The following is a 16,496-nucleotide window of genomic DNA, read 5'->3' as shown; positions in this document are numbered from 1 at the left end:
GGTCGCGAACCCTCTTATAGATTTAACCCCCAAAGCCCCGGCCATATTGCACGCTCCGCCCAGCTAAGTTACTGTGCCGGAACGTATGAACGAGACCTTCCCCGTGTTGATCACCAGCAAACTTCTGGATCAAGTCATCAAGGCACACGCCCGCTGGCGTTGGCGCGCCTGAATCTTTTCTGCCGGCCCCGCCGGATCTGTATCGCTTTGCCTTCCTTGCCTGTTTGAAATGCCGCTGTGCCGACGCGTCTACCCGCGTCCGACATCGTGCAGCGCCCTGCGGGCAAGTCATCTGAAGGCTGTCTCCAAGTCAGAATTCAAGAGGTTCGAATCGCCATGTTGCTGATGATCGACAACTACGACTCCTTTACTTACAACGTTGTGCAATACCTCGGCGAACTGGGTGCCGAGGTCAAAGTCGTGCGCAACGACGAATTGACCGTCGCCGAAATCGAAGCGCTGAAACCCGAGCGCATCGTCGTCTCCCCAGGCCCTTGCACCCCGACCGAAGCCGGCATCTCCATCGAAGCCATCAAGCACTTCGCCGGCAAACTGCCGATCCTCGGTGTCTGCCTTGGCCACCAATCGATCGGCCAGGCTTTTGGCGGCGATGTAGTCCGCGCCCGCCAAGTGATGCACGGTAAGACTAGCCCGGTATTCCACGAGGACAAGGGCGTTTTCCAAGGCCTGAATCATCCGCTGACGGTTACCCGCTACCACTCGCTGATCGTCAAGCACGATACTTTGCCCGATTGCCTGGAACTGACCGCGTGGACGCAACACGACGACGGTTCGGTCGACGAAATCATGGGCCTGCGTCACAAGACCCTGAACATTGAGGGCGTACAGTTCCACCCCGAGTCGATCCTGACCGAGCAGGGTCATGAACTGTTTGCCAACTTCCTCAAACAAACCGGCGGCACGCGCTAAGGACTTCCCATGAATATCAAGACAGCCCTGAGCCGTATCGTCGAACACCTCGATCTCAGCACCGATGAAATGCGCGATGTGATGCGTGAAATCATGACCGGCCAATGCAGCGACGCGCAGATTGGCGCGTTCATGATGGCCATGCGCATGAAAAGCGAAAGCATCGACGAGATCGTCGGCGCCGTGTCGGTGATGCGCGAGTTGGCCGATCAGGTCGAACTGAAAACCCTCGACGGCGTGGTCGATGTGGTCGGCACCGGCGGTGACGGTGCGAACATCTTCAACGTGTCGACGGCTTCTTCCTTTGTTGTCGCGGCAGCCGGTTGCACCGTGGCCAAACACGGTAACCGTGCGGTCTCGGGTAAAAGCGGCAGTGCCGACTTGCTCGAAGCTGCCGGCATTTATCTGAACCTGACGCCGGTGCAGGTTGCGCGTTGCATCGACAACGTCGGCATCGGCTTCATGTTCGCCCAGACTCACCATAAAGCCATGAAGTACGCCGCCGGCCCGCGCCGCGATCTCGGTCTGCGTACGTTGTTCAACATGCTCGGCCCGCTTACGAATCCGGCCGGTGTTAAGCATCAGGTAGTGGGCGTGTTCAACAAGGCACTGTGCCGGCCATTGGCCGAAGTGTTGCAGCGTCTGGGCAGCAAGCACGTGCTGGTGGTGCATTCGAAGGACGGTCTGGACGAGTTCAGCCTCGCCGCGCCGACCTTTGTCGCCGAGCTGAAGAACAACGAAATCACTGAGTATTGGGTCGAGCCGGAAGATCTCGGCATGAAGAGCCAGAGCCTGCACGGTCTGTCGGTCGACGGCCCGGAAGCATCGCTGGCGCTGATCCGCGATGCCCTCGGCAAGCGCAAAACCGAGAACGGCCAGAAAGCCGCCGAAATGATTGTGCTCAACGCCGGTGCCGCGCTGTACGCCGCCGACGTGGCGAGCAGTTTGAAACAGGGCGTGGAGCTCGCGCACGACGCTTTGCACACCGGCCTCGCTCGGGAAAAACTCGAGGAGCTGGGTGCCTTTACCGCGGTATTCAGAGTGGAGAATGAGGGATGAGTGTACCGACGGTTCTGGAAAACATTCTGGCCCGCAAAGTTCAGGAAGTTGCCGAGCGTAGTGCCCGCGTCAGCCTGAGTGAGCTGGAAAGTCTGGCCAAGGCGGCCGATGCACCCCGCGGTTTCGCTAACGCGCTGCTGGCGCAAGCGAAAAAGAAACAACCAGCGGTGATTGCCGAAATCAAAAAGGCTTCGCCGAGCAAAGGCGTGATCCGCGAGAACTTCGTTCCCGCCGACATCGCCAAAAGCTACGAGAAGGGCGGGGCGACCTGCCTGTCCGTGCTGACCGACATCGATTACTTCCAGGGCGCCGATGCTTATCTGCAACAGGCGCGAGCCGCGTGCAGTCTGCCGGTGATCCGCAAGGACTTCATGATCGATCCGTACCAGATCGTCGAAGCCCGCGCGTTGGGCGCCGACTGCGTGCTGTTGATCGTCTCCGCCCTGGATGACGTGAAAATGGCCGAGCTGGCCGCTGTCGCCAAAAGCGTCGGTCTCGATGTGTTGGTTGAAGTGCACGACGGCGATGAGCTGGAGCGCGCGTTGAAAACCCTCGACACGCCGTTGGTCGGGGTCAACAACCGTAACCTGCACACCTTCGACGTCAGCCTCGAAGTGACGCTCGACCTGTTGCCGCGTATTCCGCGCGATCGGTTGGTGATCACCGAGAGCGGAATTCTCAACCGTGCCGATGTCGAGTTGATGGAAATCAGCGACGTGTATTCGTTCCTGGTCGGCGAAGCGTTCATGCGCGCGGAAAACCCGGGCACAGAATTGCAGCGCCTGTTCTTCCCGGAGCGTGGCACCTCGATCAGCGGTTCGACCCTCGACTGATTGCCGTTAGACCGAGTCGACCCCTTCGCGAGCAAGCCCGCTCCCACATTTGGAATGCATTTCCCCTTTGGGAGCGGGCTTGCTCGCGAAAGGGCCTTCAAATTTCCCGAAGATTTTCGATCTGCCGGAGTTCTCCATGTCGCTGCCAACCCCCCTGACCATCGAAGCCGGCCTCCAGGCCGAACAAGACTTGCTGGCCTCGGTCTGCGCCGGCGACTCCGAATTCGGCCTTCTCTTCTGGCAACCCAGCGATCGCGCGTTGGTCATGCCACGCCGCCTCAATCGTCTGCCCGCATTCGAGCACGCCTGCGAAGTCTCCGCCGCTGCAGGCTGGCCAGTCCTGCTGCGTGAAACCGGCGGCGAACCCGTCCCGCAATCCGCCGCCACCATCAACATCGCGTTGGTTTACGCACCACCGCGCAGCGAAGGCGATCTGAACCGCATCGAAACCGGTTACCGCCGTCTCTGCGATCCGATCTGCCAGTTGCTCGATGAGTTGGGCGGCACGTCTTCCTTGGGCGAAATCGACGGCGCATTCTGCGACGGTCGTTTCAACGTCAATCTCGACGGTCGCAAAATGGTCGGCACCGCCCAGCGCTGGCGCCAGAGTCAGGGCGGACAACGGCCGGTCGGTCTGGTGCACGGGGCGATGCTGATGGATGACGAGCGCGAATCGATGGTTGCAGCGGTCAATCGCTTCAATGAAGCGTGCGGCCTGGAGCAGCGGGTGAGGGCGCAAAGCCACATCGCTTTGCATGAAAAATTCAACGCGCCACAGGCCTTGGCGCGTCTCGATGAGCTGTTTCGTCTGATGCTGGCGCAGATGTACGCTTAGCGCGTACCGAAGACCACCATGGTCTTGCCTTTCACATCGACCAGGTTGCGTTCCTCAAGATCCTTGAGCACGCGACCGACCATCTCCCGTGAACAGCCGACAATCCGGCCGATTTCCTGACGCGTCACTTTGATCTGCATGCCGTCCGGGTGGGTCATTGCGTCTGGCTGTTTGCACAACTCCAGCAGGCAACGCGCTACGCGACCGGTCACATCAAAGAACGCCAGATCGCCGACTTTGCGTGTGGTGTTGCGCAAGCGCTGTGCGATTTGTCCGCCGAGGACGTAAAGAATGTCTGGATCCTGCTGCGACAATTCGCGGAACTTGGTGTAGCTGATTTCCGCGATCTCGCATTCAACCTTGGCGCGCACCCAGGCGCTGCGTTCCTGTTCCTGACCGGCTTGCTCGAACAGGCCCAACTCACCGAAGAAATCCCCGGCATTAAGGTAGGCAATGATCATTTCGCGGCCGTCGTCATCCTCGATCAGGATCGTCACCGAACCCTTGATGATGAAATACAACGTATCGGAACGGTCGCCGGCGCAGATGATGTTGCTCTTGGCCGCGTGACGACGGCGCTGACAATGCATCAGCAGCTTGTCGAGGTTCTTGATTTTGGGTGTGGGGGTAATAGCAACCATGGTTGTATCCCGAAAAGACTGCACGGTGATGTTTGGTTTTTTTATGAGGCGCTGAAGGCGGTCGCTGCACAGCTGGCATGGGCGCCAGCGAATTGGCGCCAGCTTAACAGACACTTCGTCGCAAATTCGAGAAATTACCTACGTCGTAGACGCATCCGTCCTAGGAACGACGCGCGCTGGCGGCACAATGCCCGTGCTAAGCTGGCGACCCTTTTTTCTACAGTGGAGTCTTGGCGATGAAGGCACGCATCCAATGGGCTGGCGAAGCCATGTTCCTCGGCGAATCCGGCAGCGGTCATGTCGTGGTGATGGACGGTCCGCCGGACGCCGGTGGTCGTAACCTGGGTGTTCGCCCGATGGAGATGCTCCTGCTCGGTGTGGGCGGTTGCAGCAATTTCGACGTGGTCAGCATTCTGAAGAAGTCGCGTCAGGCCGTGGAAAGCTGCGAAGCCTTCCTCGAAGCCGAGCGCGCGACTGAAGATCCGAAGGTCTTCACCAAGATTCACATGCATTTCGTGGTCAAGGGCCGTGGCTTGAAAGAAGCCCAGGTCAAACGCGCGATCGAACTGTCCGCCGAGAAATATTGCTCGGCCTCGATCATGCTCGGCGCCGCTGGCGTGGCCATCACCCACGATTACGAAATCGTCGAACTCGGTTGAAGCGACATTCAACTATCATAAAAGCAGTGCAGACTCTGGCGATCCCCCGCTGACGTCTGCATAATGCGCCACTTTTTTCAGGGCAGTGATCGGTCAACCGACGGGTCATCCGCCTGAACAGATAACCAAAATCGCCATCGCGAAGAGGTGTTAACCGTCCTACGCAGGTGCGTCGTTCGCACTTGACGGGCATGCTTGATCACGCGGCTGCGCCGCATACATAGAGAGTTTTTAACGGTGAAAAGCAAACTCAAGCTCCACGGGTTCAATAACCTGACAAAGACCTTGAGCTTCAACATCTATGACATCTGCTACGCGGAAACCCCGCAAGACCAGCAGGCGTACGTCGAGTACATCAATAAAGAGTACAACGCGAAACGTCTGACGCAGATCCTCACGGAAGTTGTCGATATCATTGGTGCCAACATCCTGAACATCGCGAGTCAGGACTATGAACCCCAGGGCGCCAGCGTCACGATTCTGATTTCTGAAGAGCCGGTCACCCCGACCGACAGCCAGATCGAAGAATCGCCGGGCCCGTTGCCCGAAATTATCCTGGCCCACCTCGACAAGAGCCACATCACGGTGCACACCTATCCGGAAATCCATCCGGACGACGGTATTGCCACGTTTCGTGTGGACATCGACGTGTCGACGTGTGGTGTCATCTCACCGCTGAAAGCGCTCAATTTCCTCATTCACCAGTTCGATTCGGACATCGTGACTGTGGATTATCGTGTGCGCGGCTTCACCCGTGACGTTGAAGGCAACAAGCACTTCATCGACCACGAGATCAACTCGATCCAGAACTACCTCTCCGAAGACACTCGCGACGCGTACCAGATGACCGACGTGAACGTGTACCAGGAAAACCTGTTCCACACCAAAATGCTGCTGAAGAACTTCGAACTGGATAACTATCTGTTCGGCGACGCGACCAGCAGCCTGTCCTCCGAGCAGCGTGCTCAGGTGACCGACCGGGTGAAACACGAAATGCTGGAAATCTTCTACGCGCGCAACATGCCGACCTAAGATTCCCGCACACAAAAAAAGGCGACCTCTCGGTCGCCTTTTTCATGTCTGCCATAACCCCCTTGTAGGAGCAAAGCTTGCTCGCGAAGAGGCCCAACGCAGCAACACACAATCACACTTCAAATCCGATAAGTACTCTTGGTCATCACCTTAGCCAAAATACTCATCCCGAACTTCACCGGCGCCGGAAAACGAAACCCTCCAGCCTCCAGCGCACTCTCCGCATGATGCTCTTCATCAATACGCATCTGCTCCAGAATCGCCCGTGACTTCTCGTCCTCCGCCGGCAATTGCTCCAGATGTTCATTCAAGTGTTTACACACCTGGTGCTCGGTAGCCGCCACAAAGCCCAGACTCACTTTGTCGCTGATCAACCCGGCCACCGCACCAATCCCGAACGACATCCCATAAAACAGCGGATTGAGCACACTGGTATGGCTGCCCAACTGGTGAATGCGCTGTTCGCACCAGACCAGATGATCAATCTCTTCTTCAGCCGCGTGCTCCATGGCTGCGCGCACTTGCGGCAGCTTGGCGGTCAGCGCCTGTCCTTGATACAACGCCTGGGCGCAGACTTCACCGGTGTGGTTGATGCGCATCAGACCGGCGACGTGGCGGGTGTCTTCGTCGCTCATCTGCGTGTCCGGCTGCAAGATCGCTGGCGACGGACGGTACGGCTGGCCACTGGAGGGCAGCAGGGTACGCATCGCGGCATCGGCTTGCAGCAGAAGACGGTCAATCGGCGAGTAGTGACGTTGGGTAGTCATGCTGACCTCCGGGAAGAATCTCGGCGGCCAGTTTAACCGAATCGGCCGGGGAAGGTTTGCGCTGGGTCATTCGGCACGCTGGATGCGCTTTATGTGCTGGATGTACTGGGGGGCTTTATGTAGGAGCTGCCGAAGGCTGCGATCTTTTGATCTTGTTTTTGCTACCTCGAAGATCAAAAGATCGCAGCCTTCGGCAGCTCCTACAGGTGACAAGCCGCAGGCCTGGTCGGTGAATCTTAGCCCGGCGGCCAGTTCATCTGGCGCTGACCAAGTACATGCATATGAATGTGGTAAACCGTCTGGCCACCTTTTTCATTGCAATTCATCACCACGCGGAAGCCGTCCTCGCAACCCAGTTCCAGTGCCAGACGCTGCGCAGTGAACAGGATATGCCCGGCCAAAGCCTTGTCGTCTTCGGTCAGGTCATTGAGGGTGCGCACCGGTTTCTTCGGGATCACCAGAAAATGCACCGGTGCCTGAGGGGCGATGTCGTGGAAGGCCAGAACCTGGTCGTCCTCGTAAATGATCTTGGCCGGGATCTCCCGGTTGATGATCTTGGTGAACAGAGTATCCACTGCTGTTTTCTCCGTTGTTTGGGCTGAATCGAGTGTACCGCGTTGAATTATGCTGCTTCAGCGCGGGCAGTAAGCTTTGTTAACCATGCCGACAATCGTGCGGTTAAGCCAGCGCGAACCCAGTCGCGGCAGGAACGCGAACCAGCGGTTGCGGCGCCCCGGAATGATGATCGCGCGGTTCTTGTCGAGGGCGCGCACGGTGTACAGCGCGACTTCCTCGGGACTCATCAGCACGTTGCTGGCGTTGAGCTTTTCCGTGTTCAGCTGTGCGGTACGGAAGAAGGCAGTACGCGTCGGGCCGGGGCAGAGCACCGAGACCTTGACCGCGCACTTTTTCAGCTCGACCCGCAGCGCTTCAGAAAAATGCAGCACATAAGCCTTGCTGGCGAAGTAAGTGCTCATCCATGGACCGGGATTGAACGCCGCCACCGAAGCAACGTTGAGAATCTGCCCGCCACCTTGCAGTGCCATGCTGTTACCGATCGCATGGCAAAGGCGGGTGAGGGCGAGGATGTTCACCTCGATCAGATCCTGCTCGGTCATCCAGTCCTGCGCGAGGAACGGGCCGCAAGTGCCGATACCCGCACAGTTCACCAGCAGATCAATCTGCCGGTCACCTTCTTCCAGCTCCAGCAGAAAACCTGACAAGCGCAATGGCTCGCCGAGATCGCAGGCACGGAACAACACTTCGACGCCGAAGCGCTGGGTCAGTTCGATCGCAATGCTTTCCAGCTGATCACGCTGTCGAGCCACCAGAATCAGGCTGCGGCCGCGCCGGGCCAGAGCTTCGGCCATGGCCAGGCCGATGCCGCTGGAGGCGCCGGTGATCAGAGCGTAACGGGTCATGCAATTCTCCATCGCAACAGCTCCGCGCCGGCGACGCGGGTGTCACGGCGGGGAGCGCTGTTCATTCTTTCGCAGAGTCTACAGGGGCCTGCGCCGGTTCGGCTGCCTCGTCGGCGGAATTCGCTGCGGGTTCGACCTCGACGTCGATTTCATCGGTGGTCACTGAACCGCTTTGGTAGCTGCTTTCCAGGTTGCTTTCATATTCGTCCTGGACGGCCGAGAACCCGCCAAATATCCCACCGATAAAGATCAGCGCGAAGAACACGATCCACAACGAGCACAGCACTTTGACCGCGGTACTGTTCGGTGGCGGCGGCGGGCCGTAGCGATTGGCGCCGGTATTGCCCGGCACGACCATGATCACCAGCGGGAAGAAACTGCCCACCACCGGCACCAGGTTGAGCAACCAGAGCCAGCCCGACCAGCCGATATCGTGCAGGCGTTGAACGCTGAACAGAATGCTGACGATGAAAAAGCCGAGGAACAAAAAGAAGGCGAGAATCCCGCCGATGATCAAGCCAGTGGTCGATTCGCCGCTGACCAGCCCCAAGGCGATCAGTGCGAACACACCCACGATCGGCAGCGTCACCAAGCCGAGCACCATTGTCCAGGCGAGAAAACGCAGACGACCGATCCGGCCTTCGACCCCAAACGGCTTGAGCGTTGCGAAGGCCGGCAGACTTTCGCCGACGCTGGCACGTGGCGGTGCATAAGGGGAATCAGGCTCGGCCACGGCGGGGGCATGCTCGTGGACGTCATTGAGGTTCAGCTCGATGGCGGTTTCATTTTCAATGCGCGCATCAATCCCGGTTTTGTTCAGCGCTTGCAGATATGTCTGCGCATCGCCGTGGGAAAGATCACGTTTGAGGGCGACGACGCTGCCATTGAAGAGGCGCTCAATCGCGGCCACATCGCTTTTGAATAGATTCGCCAGATTGAGCTTGGCGGTCGTGATATCGACACCGGGCTGTAGAGCACCGTCGAAAACGATCTTGTAACGGGGGTCGCTCATGGCCGAGGCATCCTTGTCGCGAATGATTGAGGTCAGCAGTGTAAGGCCAGTCAATGGGCGACTGGCCTGTTTTTATTGGCGAGGCCAGCGTAGCGGTAGCTGTGCAGCGCGCTCCTGCGCCTGACGATACTCGGCGTCGAGTCGTGCGATCAACTGATCGACACTCGGCAGGTCATCGATCTGCCCGACACCTTGACCGGCAGACCATACGGTCTTCCAGGCCTTGGCTTCGTCATTGATCGGCTTGAGCTTGTCGCCAAAATTCACTTCGCCCTTGCCTTGCAGCGCGGCCATATCGAAACCGGCGGCTTGCAGGCTCTGGCGCATGAAACTGGCGGGAACCCCTGACACCGCTGGAGTATGAATGATGTCCGCTGCCTTGGCTGTCAGGAGCATCTCCTTGTAAGCGTCAGGCGCATGACTTTCAGTGGTACCGATAAATCGCGTACCGAAGTAGGCCAAATCCGCGCCGAGCAGCTGTGCGGCGAGAATCTCATGGCCGTGGTTCAAACATCCTGCAAGCAATAGCGTCTTGTCGAAGAACTCACGGATCTCGGCGATCAGCGCAAACGGACTCCAGGTACCGGCATGGCCGCCGGCGCCAGCGGCGACCGCGATCAAACCATCGACCCCGGCCTCGGCCGCTTTCTCGGCATGCCGGCGCGTGGTCACGTCATGGAAGACCAGGCCACCATAACTGTGTACCGCGTCGACCAACTCTTTCACCGCGCCGAGGCTGGTGATGACGATCGGCACTTTGTGTTCGACGCAGATGTTCAGATCCGCCTGCAAGCGCGGATTGCTGTTGTGTACGATCAGGTTCACTGCGTAGGGCGCGGGGTTCTCCAGTGTCGCAAGGCCCGCTTCGATCTGTTCCAGCCAGGCTTTGAAGCCGCTGCTTTCGCGCTGGTTCAAGGCCGGAAAACTGCCGACCACGCCATTGCGGCAGCAGGCGAGCACCAACTCAGGGTTGGAAATCAGAAACATCGGCGCCGCCACCACGGGCAGACGCAGACGTTGTTCGAGCAAAGCGGGCAGCGACATGATGAGTACCCCAAAGATCTGTTCTTGTTGAAGTTAGAACGGCTTGACCACGACCAGAATTACAATAGCCAGCAATATCAGAACCGGCACTTCATTGAACCAGCGATAAAAGACATGGCTGCGGGTGTTTTCGCCACGGGCAAAACGTTTTACCTGCGCGCCGCACATGTGGTGGTAGCCGATCAGCAAAACGACCAGAGTCAGTTTGGCGTGAATCCAGCCGCCCATGCTGAAGATGCTCGGATTGAGGTAGATCAGCCAGCCGCCGAAGATCAGCGTGGCAATCATCGCCGGGCCCATGATGCCGCGGTACAACTTGCGCTCCATGACGCTGAAGCGTTCTTTGCTGATCGTGTCTTCGCTTTGCGCGTGATACACGAACAGTCGCGGCAAGTAGAACAGTCCGGCAAACCAGCAAACGACGCTGACAATGTGAAAAGCTTTTATCCATAAATAGAGCATTTTTAGTTATTCCAGGTTCACGGTACCCGGATAGTAGAGGCTTGAGCGTCCGCACGTCACCTTGACGGTTGTCGCAGGGCCGCGCGGCCCCTATTATCGACGGCTTTCCAGTGGGTTCTTTGAGGGCAGGTTATGGTCAAGGTCGGTATCGTCGGCGGCACGGGTTACACCGGTGTCGAATTGCTGCGTCTGTTGGCACAGCATCCGCAGGCAGAAGTGGTTGTGATCACTTCCCGATCCGAGGCCGGTCTGGCCGTGGCTGATATGTACCCGAACCTGCGCGGCCACTACGACGGCCTGGCTTTCAGCGTGCCGGACATCAAAACCCTCGGCGCTTGCGACGTGGTGTTCTTCGCCACGCCGCACGGTGTGGCTCACGCACTGGCGGGCGAACTGCTGGCAGCGGGCACCAAGGTGATTGACCTGTCGGCGGACTTCCGTCTGCAAGACGCGGAAGAGTGGGCCAAGTGGTACGGCCAGCCGCACGGCGCGCCTGAACTGCTGGACGAAGCGGTTTACGGTCTGCCGGAAGTCAATCGCGAGCAGATCAAGAAAGCTCGTCTGATCGCGGTGCCGGGTTGCTATCCGACCGCGACGCAGCTGGGTTTCCTGCCTTTGCTTGAAGCTGGTTTGGCCAACACATCGATGCTAATCGCCGACTGCAAATCCGGTGTCAGCGGCGCCGGTCGCGGTGCGGCTGTAGGCTCGTTGTACTCCGAGACGTCGGAAAGCATGAAGGCGTACGCGGTAAAAGGTCACCGTCACCTGCCGGAAATTCGCCAGGGTCTGCGTCGCGCAGCGGGCAAGGATGTCGGCCTGACCTTCGTTCCGCACCTGACGCCGATGATTCGTGGCATTCATTCCACGCTCTACGCGACCGTGGTTGATCGTTCGGTGGATCTGCAGGCGCTGTTCGAAAAGCGTTATGCCAACGAACCGTTCGTCGACGTGATGCCAGCCGGTAGTCATCCGGAAACCCGCAGCGTGCGTGGCGCCAATGTCTGCCGCATCGCGGTGCACCGTCCACAGGATGGCGATCTGGTGGTGGTGTTGTCGGTGATCGACAACCTGGTCAAAGGCGCGTCGGGCCAAGCGGTGCAGAATATGAACATCCTGTTCGGGCTGGACGAGCGCTTCGGCCTGTCTCATGCCGGAATGCTGCCATAAGGGCAGCTACAAGCTTCAAGTTGTGAGCCGCAAGCGTGAAGCTCGCAGCTTGAATCTTGCCGCTGCTCCTCTAATAGTTGACCGATTTTCTAGGAGAAGCGGATAATGCGCGTCATCACGCATTATGGCGGCGTAACGCCGGGAGATAGTCAGCATGAGCGTCGAATCCTTCACCCCCACGGCTTTGCAATTCACCCACGGTGCCGCGCACAAGGTGAAGAGCCTGGTCGATGAAGAGGGGAATGATCGCTTGAAGCTGCGCGTATTCGTTACGGGCGGCGGTTGTTCAGGGTTTCAATACGGTTTCACCTTCGATGAAGACGTGGCCGAGGACGACACCATCGTCGAGCGCGAAGGTGTGAGTCTGGTGGTTGATCCGATGAGCTTCCAGTACCTGGCCGGTGCTGAAGTGGATTACCAGGAAGGTCTGGAAGGTTCGCGCTTCGTGATCAAGAACCCGAACGCCACCACGACCTGTGGTTGCGGCTCTTCGTTCTCGATCTGACGCCTCTTCGTTTCAGATAACAAAACGCCGCAGAGCCTTTCGGTTCTGCGGCGTTTTGCTGTCTGCGGTTTGATCAGGCCGGGTAGATGGCGCCCAAGACGCGAAGACCGCGCGCGCCGGTGACGCTTGGGCGGTTGGCGGCGATGCCTTCGAGGCAGCAATGAGCGAGCCAGGCGAAGGCCATGGCTTCGACCCAGTCCGGATCGACGCCGTGAGTGGCAGTGCTGGCTACGGTTGCGTTAGGCAGCAGGGCGGCCAAGCGCTTCATCAATGTGGCGTTATGCGCGCCACCGCCACAGACCAACAACTCTTGGGTGTCGGACTGAGCGCTTTGCAGCGACTCGATGATGGTCAGCGCAGTCAGTTCAAGCAGCGTGGCCTGCACGTTTTCCGCAGCGAAGGCCGGCAACCGTGACAAGTGTTGCTCCAGCCAAGGCAGGTTGAACACTTCGCGACCGGTGCTTTTCGGGCCTTTGGTGACGAAGAATGGATCGCTGAGCAGCGCCTGCAACAGGGTTGGCTCAACAGCACCTGATCTCGCCCAGTCGCCATTACGGTCGTAGTTTTCACCGCGCTGCTGCTGAATCCAGGCGTCCATCAGAACATTCCCAGGGCCGCAGTCGAAACCGGCTACAGGCTTGGTCGGCTCTATCAGACTCAGATTGCTGAAACCGCCGACATTCAAGACTGCCTGGTTACCGGTACGCTCTTCGAACAAAGCTTCATGGAAGGCCGGAACCAGCGGCGCACCCTGGCCGCCGGCAGCGACATCGCGGCTGCGGAAGTCGCTGACCACGGTAATGCCGGTCAACTCGGTGAGCAGGGCAGGGTTGCCGATCTGCACCGTGAAGCCGCGCGCCGGTTCGTGGCGAATGGTCTGGCCGTGGCTGCCGATCGCACGAATGGCTTCGGGTTTGAGTTGCTGCAGGTCGAGGAGGGTATGAATACCCTGCGCGGCGAGCTTCACCCAGTGTTGCTGGGCAATCGCCGAACGGGCGATTTCGTCGGGGCCGCTGGCGCACAAGCCAAGCAGCTCGGCGCGCAGGGATTCAGGCATGGGAATGTAGTGCGTGGCGATCAGTTTGATCGCCGAGGTCTGCTCAATCAGAGCAATGTCCAGACCGTCGAGGCTGGTTCCGGACATCACACCGATATAAAGGGCCATGGCTTAACGCTTGCTCGAAGCCAGCATGGTGGCCTTCTCTTGATCCATGCGCGCCATCAGCGGTTGGCTCTGCGCGAGGAAGCGAGCACGCTCGGCTTTGGCGATCGGGTCAGCCATTGGCAGCTTCTGGCCCAGCGGATCGACGTGGACGCCGTTGACCTGGAACTCATAGTGCAAGTGCGGGCCGGTGGACAGGCCGGTGGTGCCGATATAACCGATGACCTGGCCCTGCTTGACGGTACCGCCGGTTTTCACGCCCTTAGCAAAGCCTTGCATGTGGCCGTAAAGGGTACGGTAAGTGTTGCCGTGCTGGATGATTACGGTGTTGCCGTAACCGCCGCGGCGGCCGGCCAGCAGTACTTTACCGTCGCCGGCAGCCTTGATAGGCGTGCCGCGTGGTGCTGCGTAGTCGACGCCTTTGTGGGCGCGGATCTTGTTGAGGATCGGGTGTTTGCGGCCCATGGAGAACTTCGAGCTGATACGGGCGAAGTCCACCGGCGTACGGATGAACGCCTTGCGCATGCTGTTGCCGTCAGCGGTGTAGTAGCTGCTGTTGCCTTGTTTGTTGGTGTAACGCACGGCGGTGTAGGTCTTGCCGCGGTTGGTAAAGCGTGCTGAGAGGATCGGGCCAGTGCCGACGGCTTTGCCGTTGACCACTTTTTGCTCATAGATCACGTCGAATTCGTCGCCCTGACGGATGTCCTGAGCGAAGTCGACGTCGTAACCAAACACGCTGGCCATGTCCATGGTCATGCTGTGCGAGAGGCCAGCGCGGGCGGCGGACTGGGACAGCGAGCTGTTGATCACGCCGTGTACGTAAGCGGTGCGTACGGTTGGTTTAGTGGTAACCCGATTGAAGGCATAACCCTTGTCATTCCTGGTCAGGGTAATGGTTTCGACGTCGCTGACCTTGCTGTGCAGGCTGGTCAGTTGGCCTTCCGGGTTCAATTCGAATTCGAGCTTCTGGCCGTGCTTAAGTTGGCTGAACTGTTTGGCTTGTTTATCGCTGGCCAATACTTCGTGAACGGAAGCGGCGGGCAGACCGACCTTTTCAAACAAAGTGGACAGCGTATCACCCTTGGCGACGACGACTTCGCGATGGCTGGCAGCCTTGGCTTTCTCTGCAGCCGGGGCAGGTGCTGGCTCGGTTTCAGCGGTTTGCGGTGCGTTTTCGTCAGTGTTTTCGATTTGTGCAAATGGCGAACTGACAGGCTCATTTGTGGCTTGAGCGGCGTCAGCAGCGTCTTGATCTTGTGTCAGTTGTTCAGCAGGACTTTCCAGTTCAAGACTCAGGGTCGTCTTTTTGGCTTCAACATCACTGGAAGGGAATACCAGGAGCGCCAGACTGAGAAGGGCAGCGATTCCACTTGCAGCGAGCAGGTGGGTCTTCGGGTAAAGCGGAGGCGCTTTAGACGGTTCTGTGGTCATAAGTAGTTTTGACTTTGAAATATGATGAATTGGAAAAGATGAATGACATGATGAAGATGAAATAACTGTATAAAATATAACCAAATCATCTCTTAAGCAAGTCTACAGACAGCGCGTTTGTGGATTGGTGTCCGTGCGCCGGGCAAAACTTGTAATTGGTGCACGATCTTGTATGGTTGGTTCCCTTTGAATCTGAGCCTTGCGGGTCTGTTATGAAGTCGGTTGAAGAGCAGCTAGCGCTGATTAAACGTGGTGCGGAAGAACTATTGGTCGAGTCCGAGCTGATCGAGAAGCTCAAGCGCGGCCAACCGCTGCGTATCAAGGCTGGTTTCGATCCGACCGCTCCGGATCTGCACTTGGGTCACACGGTGCTTATTAATAAGCTGCGCCAGTTCCAGGAACTGGGGCATCAAGTGATCTTCCTTATCGGTGACTTCACCGGGATGATCGGTGATCCGAGCGGCAAGAGCGCCACGCGCCCACCGTTGACCCGTGAGCAAGTCCTGGAAAACGCCGAGACTTATAAGACTCAGGTGTTCAAGATTCTCGATCCGGCGAAAACCGAAGTTGCTTTCAACTCCACCTGGATGGATCAGATGGGGCCGGCGGACTTCATTCGTCTGACTTCGCAGTACACCGTTGCTCGCATGCTTGAGCGCGATGACTTCGACAAGCGCTACACCACCAATCAACCGATCGCTATTCACGAGTTCCTCTATCCGCTGGTTCAGGGTTACGACTCGGTGGCCTTGCGTGCGGACGTTGAGTTGGGCGGCACCGATCAGAAGTTCAATTTGCTGATGGGGCGCGAGCTTCAGCGTGGTTACGGTCAGGAAGCTCAATGCATTCTGACCATGCCGCTGCTTGAAGGTCTGGATGGCGTGAAGAAGATGTCCAAGTCGTTGGGCAACTACGTCGGCATTCAGGAAGCGCCGGGCGTCATGTACAGCAAACTGGTTTCGATCCCGGATGCATTGATGTGGCGTTACTTCGAGCTGCTTAGCTTCCGCTCGATGGACGAGATCAATGCGCTGCGTGCTGAGGTAGAAGCAGGCGCCAATCCGCGTGACGTCAAAATCAAGCTGGCTGAAGAAATCGTTGCGCGCTTCCACGGTGAAGAGGCTGCGGCCAATGCTCATCGCGCGGCGGGCAATCGCATGAAGGATGGCGAGCTGCCGGATGACCTGCCAGAGATCGAGCTGACTTCTGCTGAAGACATGCCGATCGCCGCTGTCCTTAATAAGGCAGGCCTGGTGAAGAACTCGGCTGCGGCGCGCGACCTGTTGGCGTCCGGTGGTGTGCGTGTTGATGGTGAGGTGGTTGATCGCTCCTTTATATATGTACTGGGCGCGACTCACGTTTGCCAGGCGGGCAAGAAGGCATTTGCACGGATTACGCTGAAATCCAAGTAAAGCTGCAAATAGGGGTTGACGGCGAATTCTAGATGTCTATAATTCGCCCCACTTCCGGCGCAGTCGAAACGGAAAACTCCTTGAGATTCAATGAGTTGCGAAGTTTTCGACGGCAGGTTGCTTC

At 58.2% G+C, this 16,496-nt stretch carries 18 protein-coding genes; 9 read left to right on the top strand and 9 right to left on the bottom strand.

Going from position 1 to position 16,496, the window contains the following annotated elements; translation table 11 throughout:
* Positions 1 to 336: 336 nt before the first annotated feature.
* The 4 genes from KFS80_RS12595 to KFS80_RS12580 all read left to right on the top strand — a co-directional run bounded on the left by KFS80_RS12595 (position 337) and on the right by KFS80_RS12580 (position 3,657).
* Positions 337 to 930 carry an aminodeoxychorismate/anthranilate synthase component II gene (locus KFS80_RS12595; RefSeq protein ID WP_034155101.1) on the top strand — a complete coding sequence of 198 codons (594 nt, stop codon included), beginning with the start codon at positions 337 to 339 and terminating at the stop codon, positions 928 to 930.
* 9 nt (positions 931 to 939) lie between these two features.
* A complete protein-coding gene (gene trpD, locus KFS80_RS12590) occupies positions 940 to 1,989 on the top strand; it encodes an anthranilate phosphoribosyltransferase (protein ID WP_150793331.1) in 1,050 nt (349 codons plus the stop codon).
* Positions 1,986 to 2,822 carry an indole-3-glycerol phosphate synthase TrpC gene (gene trpC / locus KFS80_RS12585; protein WP_053124365.1) on the top strand — a complete coding sequence of 279 codons (837 nt, stop codon included), beginning with the start codon at positions 1,986 to 1,988 and terminating at the stop codon, positions 2,820 to 2,822. Before trpD ends, trpC begins: the two co-directional genes overlap by 4 nt.
* A gap of 136 nt (positions 2,823 to 2,958) precedes the next feature.
* A complete protein-coding gene (locus KFS80_RS12580) occupies positions 2,959 to 3,657 on the top strand; it encodes a lipoate--protein ligase family protein (RefSeq protein ID WP_212544980.1) in 699 nt (232 codons plus the stop codon).
* Here the strand turns inward: KFS80_RS12580 and crp are convergent.
* Positions 3,654 to 4,298: a cAMP-activated global transcriptional regulator CRP gene (crp, locus tag KFS80_RS12575; protein WP_212544979.1), complete on the bottom strand. Its 645-nt coding sequence runs from the start codon at positions 4,296 to 4,298 to the stop codon at positions 3,654 to 3,656. The genes KFS80_RS12580 and crp overlap by 4 nt on opposite strands.
* Positions 4,299 to 4,534: 236 nt before the next feature.
* Here crp and KFS80_RS12570 point away from each other — a divergent pair, with 236 nt between their 5' ends.
* Positions 4,535 to 4,957: an OsmC family protein gene (locus KFS80_RS12570; RefSeq protein WP_003228794.1), complete on the top strand. Its 423-nt coding sequence runs from the start codon at positions 4,535 to 4,537 to the stop codon at positions 4,955 to 4,957.
* 237 nt (positions 4,958 to 5,194) lie between these two features.
* Entirely contained in the window at positions 5,195 to 5,989 is a 795-nt protein-coding gene (speD, locus tag KFS80_RS12565; protein ID WP_053124357.1) for an adenosylmethionine decarboxylase, read from the top strand.
* A 119-nt stretch (positions 5,990 to 6,108) separates the two neighbouring features.
* On the opposite strand, the gene coq7 is transcribed toward speD, so the two are convergent.
* The 6 genes from coq7 to hemJ all read right to left on the bottom strand — a co-directional run bounded on the left by coq7 (position 6,109) and on the right by hemJ (position 10,695).
* Positions 6,109 to 6,756 carry a 2-polyprenyl-3-methyl-6-methoxy-1,4-benzoquinone monooxygenase gene (gene coq7, locus KFS80_RS12560; RefSeq protein ID WP_053124355.1) on the bottom strand — a complete coding sequence of 216 codons (648 nt, stop codon included), beginning with the start codon at positions 6,754 to 6,756 and terminating at the stop codon, positions 6,109 to 6,111.
* Positions 6,757 to 6,992: 236 nt separating this feature from the next.
* Complete coding sequence (locus KFS80_RS12555; protein ID WP_053124353.1) at positions 6,993 to 7,331, bottom strand: histidine triad nucleotide-binding protein; 339 nt, start codon at positions 7,329 to 7,331, stop codon at positions 6,993 to 6,995.
* 57 nt (positions 7,332 to 7,388) lie between these two features.
* Positions 7,389 to 8,177 carry an SDR family NAD(P)-dependent oxidoreductase gene (locus KFS80_RS12550; protein ID WP_053124351.1) on the bottom strand — a complete coding sequence of 263 codons (789 nt, stop codon included), beginning with the start codon at positions 8,175 to 8,177 and terminating at the stop codon, positions 7,389 to 7,391.
* A 61-nt stretch (positions 8,178 to 8,238) separates the two neighbouring features.
* Positions 8,239 to 9,189: a DUF805 domain-containing protein gene (locus KFS80_RS12545; RefSeq protein WP_212544978.1), complete on the bottom strand. Its 951-nt coding sequence runs from the start codon at positions 9,187 to 9,189 to the stop codon at positions 8,239 to 8,241.
* A 72-nt stretch (positions 9,190 to 9,261) separates the two neighbouring features.
* Positions 9,262 to 10,233, bottom strand: a complete 972-nt coding sequence (locus tag KFS80_RS12540; RefSeq protein WP_212544977.1) for an NAD(P)H-dependent flavin oxidoreductase — start codon at positions 10,231 to 10,233, stop codon at positions 9,262 to 9,264.
* Positions 10,234 to 10,266: 33 nt separating this feature from the next.
* Positions 10,267 to 10,695, bottom strand: a complete 429-nt coding sequence (gene hemJ, locus KFS80_RS12535) for a protoporphyrinogen oxidase HemJ (protein ID WP_053124346.1) — start codon at positions 10,693 to 10,695, stop codon at positions 10,267 to 10,269.
* 132 nt (positions 10,696 to 10,827) lie between these two features.
* Between hemJ and argC the strand changes: the two genes are divergently transcribed.
* A complete protein-coding gene (gene argC / locus KFS80_RS12530) occupies positions 10,828 to 11,862 on the top strand; it encodes an N-acetyl-gamma-glutamyl-phosphate reductase (protein WP_053124345.1) in 1,035 nt (344 codons plus the stop codon).
* Between the two features lie 154 nt (positions 11,863 to 12,016).
* Entirely contained in the window at positions 12,017 to 12,367 is a 351-nt protein-coding gene (gene erpA / locus KFS80_RS12525) for an iron-sulfur cluster insertion protein ErpA (protein WP_008077999.1), read from the top strand.
* Between the two features lie 73 nt (positions 12,368 to 12,440).
* On the opposite strand, the gene KFS80_RS12520 is transcribed toward erpA, so the two are convergent.
* A complete protein-coding gene (locus KFS80_RS12520) occupies positions 12,441 to 13,532 on the bottom strand; it encodes an anhydro-N-acetylmuramic acid kinase (protein WP_159814832.1) in 1,092 nt (363 codons plus the stop codon).
* A gap of 3 nt (positions 13,533 to 13,535) precedes the next feature.
* Entirely contained in the window at positions 13,536 to 14,960 is a 1,425-nt protein-coding gene (locus tag KFS80_RS12515; RefSeq protein ID WP_159814831.1) for a peptidoglycan DD-metalloendopeptidase family protein, read from the bottom strand.
* A 212-nt stretch (positions 14,961 to 15,172) separates the two neighbouring features.
* Between KFS80_RS12515 and tyrS the strand changes: the two genes are divergently transcribed.
* Positions 15,173 to 16,372: a tyrosine--tRNA ligase gene (gene tyrS, locus KFS80_RS12510; RefSeq protein ID WP_212544976.1), complete on the top strand. Its 1,200-nt coding sequence runs from the start codon at positions 15,173 to 15,175 to the stop codon at positions 16,370 to 16,372.
* Positions 16,373 to 16,496 lie beyond the last annotated feature (124 nt).

It is taken from the genome of Pseudomonas rustica, assembly GCF_018336155.1.
GTDB classification, from domain to species: domain Bacteria; phylum Pseudomonadota; class Gammaproteobacteria; order Pseudomonadales; family Pseudomonadaceae; genus Aquipseudomonas; species Aquipseudomonas rustica.
The sequence above is the reverse complement of the archived record's forward strand: the minus strand, read 5'-3'. Positions and strand labels throughout refer to the sequence as shown.

What these genes read in the sequence shown, in the direction of transcription:
- hemJ (WP_053124346.1), bottom strand. Translation starts at nt 10,695, where the DNA reads ATGCTCTATTTATGGATAAAAGCTTTTCACATTGTCAGCGTCGTTTGC.
- KFS80_RS12540 (WP_212544977.1), bottom strand. Translation starts at nt 10,233, where the DNA reads ATGTCGCTGCCCGCTTTGCTCGAACAACGTCTGCGTCTGCCCGTGGTG.
- trpC (WP_053124365.1), top strand. Translation starts at nt 1,986, where the DNA reads ATGAGTGTACCGACGGTTCTGGAAAACATTCTGGCCCGCAAAGTTCAG.
- KFS80_RS12520 (WP_159814832.1), bottom strand. Translation starts at nt 13,532, where the DNA reads ATGGCCCTTTATATCGGTGTGATGTCCGGAACCAGCCTCGACGGTCTG.
- erpA (WP_008077999.1), top strand. Translation starts at nt 12,017, where the DNA reads ATGAGCGTCGAATCCTTCACCCCCACGGCTTTGCAATTCACCCACGGT.
- tyrS (WP_212544976.1), top strand. Translation starts at nt 15,173, where the DNA reads ATGAAGTCGGTTGAAGAGCAGCTAGCGCTGATTAAACGTGGTGCGGAA.
- trpD (WP_150793331.1), top strand. Translation starts at nt 940, where the DNA reads ATGAATATCAAGACAGCCCTGAGCCGTATCGTCGAACACCTCGATCTC.
- KFS80_RS12545 (WP_212544978.1), bottom strand. Translation starts at nt 9,189, where the DNA reads ATGAGCGACCCCCGTTACAAGATCGTTTTCGACGGTGCTCTACAGCCC.
- coq7 (WP_053124355.1), bottom strand. Translation starts at nt 6,756, where the DNA reads ATGACTACCCAACGTCACTACTCGCCGATTGACCGTCTTCTGCTGCAA.
- KFS80_RS12580 (WP_212544980.1), top strand. Translation starts at nt 2,959, where the DNA reads ATGTCGCTGCCAACCCCCCTGACCATCGAAGCCGGCCTCCAGGCCGAA.
- KFS80_RS12550 (WP_053124351.1), bottom strand. Translation starts at nt 8,177, where the DNA reads ATGACCCGTTACGCTCTGATCACCGGCGCCTCCAGCGGCATCGGCCTG.
- KFS80_RS12570 (WP_003228794.1), top strand. Translation starts at nt 4,535, where the DNA reads ATGAAGGCACGCATCCAATGGGCTGGCGAAGCCATGTTCCTCGGCGAA.
- argC (WP_053124345.1), top strand. Translation starts at nt 10,828, where the DNA reads ATGGTCAAGGTCGGTATCGTCGGCGGCACGGGTTACACCGGTGTCGAA.
- KFS80_RS12515 (WP_159814831.1), bottom strand. Translation starts at nt 14,960, where the DNA reads ATGACCACAGAACCGTCTAAAGCGCCTCCGCTTTACCCGAAGACCCAC.
- KFS80_RS12595 (WP_034155101.1), top strand. Translation starts at nt 337, where the DNA reads ATGTTGCTGATGATCGACAACTACGACTCCTTTACTTACAACGTTGTG.
- crp (WP_212544979.1), bottom strand. Translation starts at nt 4,298, where the DNA reads ATGGTTGCTATTACCCCCACACCCAAAATCAAGAACCTCGACAAGCTG.